A 3,836-nucleotide genomic window follows, 5' to 3' on the forward strand; every position below is an offset into this window, starting at 1 on the left:
GGTTTGGAATTTTGTCGGGTTGCCGTGCAAGTTATAGTTTGGAAGGAAGTCTATTTGGGCTTGTGCGTCGGGTCGATGCCGAGGCTGCGCAGTTTGCGGTAGAGGTTGGTGCGGTCCATCCCTACTTTGCTGGCGAGTTTGGCGATGTTGCCGTCGCAGTCGCGGAAGTATTCGAGCAGGTATTGGCGCTCAAAGACTTCGCGCGCGTCTCTGAGAGTCATGTCTTTCGGGATGATTTGTGACCAGAGGTTGTCCGGGTTGTTGTGTTCGCCCGGCAGTAGTGCCGCTTTGGCTTCGTCCGCGCTGATTTCGGGTTCGTCGCTGTTGATTAAGAGGCGCTGCACCAGGTTTTTCAGTTCGCGGATGTTGCCCGCGCTCCAGTTGTGCTGGCGCAAGAGGTTTTGCGCGGCGACGCTGAAGTGGCGGTAGGGCAGTTGTTCGTTGTCGGCGTACTGCTGGCTGTAGTAGTCGAGCAGTTCGGGTACGTCTTCGCTGTGTTGTTCGAGCGGGGCGATGCCGATGGTGGCGATGGTGATGTGGTCGTAGAGGCCGGGTGTGAGGCGTTCTTTGAGGATGTTCAGCGGCAGGCGGGTCGCGGCGATGATGCGCGCCTCGCTGGTCTGCGCGCCGCTGCTGTCGCCGGGGTAGTATTCGTGGTGCTCCAGCAGGTGTTGCAGGGTGGTCTGGATGTCTTCGCGCAGGTTGCCGATTTCGTCGAGGTACAGGGTGCCGCTGCCCGCCTGGGCGATGAGGCCGGGGCGTTTGTGGGTGCCGAGCAGGATGGCGGGGATGTCGTTGCTGTCGATGGCAGCGAGGTTGGTGTTGATGAAGGGCGCGTCGCGGCGGGCGCTTTTTTGGTGGATGTGGCGCGCCAGGTGTTGTTTGCCGGTGCCCGCGTTACCGTGGATGAGCAGCGGGATGTTCTGGTCGGCGAGGTGCTCCGCCTGGCGGCGCAACTCTTGGGTTTGGCTGCTTTTGCCGATGAGTTCGGCGGGCGGGTTGATTTTGGCTTTGAGGGCGGCGTTTTGGGTTTGCAGGTTGTGGGTTTGTAGTGCCCGCTGCACGGTGAGGAGGAGTTTGGCGCTGGACAGGGGTTTTTCGAGGAAGTCGTAGGCGCCGAGTTTGGTGGCTTCTACGGCGGTTTCGATGGTGCCGTGGCCGCTCATGATGACCACCGGGCATTGCAGCGCGCCGCTGTTTTGCCATTCGCGCAGCAGGCTGATGCCGTCGGTGTCGGGCATCCAGATGTCGAGCAGGATGAGTTGGGGTTTGTGTTGCAGGTTTTGTTGGCGCGCTTCTTCGGCGTTGGCGGCGGTGTGGGTGGTGTAGCCTTCGTCGCCGAGGATGTCGGTCAGGGTGTCGAGGATGCCGGTTTCGTCGTCGATGATGAGGATTTCGGTGCGGGTGTTCGGGTTGTCGTTCATGGGGTTTGGCTCGTGGTGATGGGCAGGGTGATGGTGATTTTGGCGCCACCGAGGTCGCGGCTGTGGCCGGCGCTGATGGTGCCGTCGTGTTCGTGCACGATTTTTTTGACGATGGCGAGGCCGAGGCCGGTGCCTTTGGGTTTGTTGGTGACGTAGGGTTCAAACGGGTCTTTGTTGAGGTCGGCAAAGCCGGGGCCGTTGTCTTCGATGTCGAGGGTAAGGTTGTCTTGTTGTTGGCGGGTGCGCCAGCGGATTTGCGGGTTGTCTTGGTTTTGGGTGGCTTCGATGGCGTTTTTCATCAGGTTGATGAGGATTTGCCGCAGGTGGACGGGGTCGGCGCTGATGTCGCCCAGCGGCTCTTGCAGGTCAAGTTCGAGGTGTTGTTCGCGGTAGAGTTCGGCGATTTGCCGCAGGAGCGGGTTCAGCTGGAGGTTTTGTCGCCGGGTTTCGAGGGGTTTGGCGATTTGGCTGAAGTCGGCGACGATTTGTTGCATGGCTTCGACTTGGTCGATGATGGTGCCGGTCGCTTTGGCAAGGATTTGTTGGTCTTTTTCGTCGGCGAGTTTGTCGGCGAGGCGGTTTTGCAGGCGTTCGCTTTGCAGGCGGATGGGGGTGAGCGGGTTTTTGATTTCGTGGGCGAGGCGTTTGGCGACTTCTTCCCAGGCGGCGTTGCGCTGTGCGTGCAGGAATTCGGTGATGTCGTCGATGACGATGACGTGGCCGTTGCGCCCGCGTTTGTTGGTGTCGGGCAGGCGGCTGCCGTGGCACATGAGGATTTTGCGCGCGCCGTGGCGGTTCAGGGTGATTTCTTGTTGCCAGTTTTCCTGGTTGGCGGTGATGTAGGGCAGGAGCGCCTGCATCAGTTCCTGGTAGCTGTTTTCGCTGGGTTTGTCGGCTTCGGGCAGGCTGGTTTTGTGCAGGCGCGCCAGCGGCAGGTCGAGGATTTTGCCCGCGTTCTGGTTCCAGCTTTGGAGGCGGCCGCCGCCATCGAGGGTGAGGACGCCGCCGGTGATGTTGTCCATGATGGTTTCCAGCCGCGCTTTTTGTTCGACGAGCAGGCGCTGTACGCGGTCGTTGGTCTCGCGCGCTTCTTCGAGGTTTTGGCTCATGTGGTTGAACTGGCGGCCGAGGATGCCGAGTTCGTTGTGCGGCAGTTCGGTGATGCGCGCGTGGTAGTTGCCTTCGGCGATGTTGGAGGCGGCGCGGCTGAGGGTGCGCAGCGGGTGGCTCAGGCGTTCGCTGAAGTGGGCGGCGAGCCAGATGATGATGAGCGCGGTGAGGAGGATAGTGGTGGAGAAGACGAGGATGATGTTGGCGCGGATGCGCGGCTGCAGCGCGTTGTAGTTTTGGTGCTGGCGGTATTGTTCGCGCACGTTTTCGGCCTGGCTGTTGAACGCCTCCGGCATGGTGTAGATGGCTTGCAGGTAGAAGGTGTTTTCGGGTTTGTGGATGATGGTAAGGACGGTGATGGTGTATTCGCCGTTGTTTTCGCCGTATTCGAAGTGCTCTTGTTCGTCGGTGGCGTTGAGCATGGCGGCGGTGCTCGGCGCTTCGATGATGAGTTTGCCGGTGTCAACGCTGCTGTAGGCGACGATGGTGCCTTGCAGGTCAAAGACGGCCAGCTCCAGAGCGCCGGTCTGGCGGCGTAATGGCTCGATGTTGGCGATGAGTTTGGCCTGGTTCATGTCGCCCATTGCCTGGCGCAGGATGCGGGTTTGTTCGAGCGCCTGTCCGGTGCGGATGGCGATGGCGGTGCGGGTCAGTTGCAGCGCGTTGTCGAGGGCGTTGTTGATGCGGGTGTTGAAGACTTTGCCGAGGTCGTAGGTGAGGTATTGCCAGCTGAAGGCGGCGATGATGGCGGCGGGGATGATGGCGGTGGTGAAGATGCGCCAGCCGTAGTAGAAGCCGAGGCTGCTTTTTTTTTTGCGGCGGTGGTTGCGGGCGCTGCGGATGATTTGCCAGAAGGTGATGAGGCTCAAGATGCCGAGGCCGGCGATGGTGATGTTGATGAGGACGAGGTGGCTTTTTTGCAGTGGCTGGCCGCTCATCGCTGCCTGCCCGAAGCGGTGGATGCTGATGAGAGTGAGCAGCGCGAAGATACTGCATATCAGGATGATGCCGGTGCGGCGGGCGTTGAGGTGGCGGGTGGTGGTGGTCATGTGTGGGTGCGGTCTGGTTTACATACAGGTGGAGCGCTCAGGTGTATGTATATGTGGAATAAATTTGAAATAAACCTGTTTGACGTAATTTGTGTAGTGAACTGAAGAATAGAAATCCGCCGATATGCCCCCTCCCCCGTGGGGGAGGGCAGGGGTGGGGGCAGCAAACGTGAAAAATCGCCATTTTGGCTCTTGGGCAATATCGCTCACCCCCACCCCAACCCACCCCCCCAGCGGGCTTCGCCCTGCGGGG

2 protein-coding genes are annotated in these 3,836 nt (G+C 60.3%); both read right to left on the reverse strand.

Going from position 1 to position 3,836, the window contains the following annotated elements:
- Nucleotides 1-50: 50 nt before the first annotated feature.
- Complete coding sequence (locus ACO54Z_RS11870; RefSeq protein ID WP_485997203.1) at nt 51-1,424, reverse strand: sigma-54-dependent transcriptional regulator; 1,374 nt, start codon at nt 1,422-1,424, stop codon at nt 51-53.
- Complete coding sequence (locus ACO54Z_RS11875) at nt 1,421-3,583, reverse strand: sensor histidine kinase (RefSeq protein WP_485997204.1); 2,163 nt, start codon at nt 3,581-3,583, stop codon at nt 1,421-1,423. The genes ACO54Z_RS11870 and ACO54Z_RS11875 overlap by 4 nt, the downstream gene beginning before the upstream one ends.
- Nucleotides 3,584-3,836 lie beyond the last annotated feature (253 nt).

This window comes from Cardiobacterium sp., from assembly GCF_057314735.1.

Coding starts and splice junctions, on each gene's coding strand:
- ACO54Z_RS11870 (WP_485997203.1), bottom strand. CDS start 1,424: ATGAACGACAACCCGAACACCCGCACCGAAATCCTCATCATCGACGAC.
- ACO54Z_RS11875 (WP_485997204.1), bottom strand. CDS start 3,583: ATGACCACCACCACCCGCCACCTCAACGCCCGCCGCACCGGCATCATC.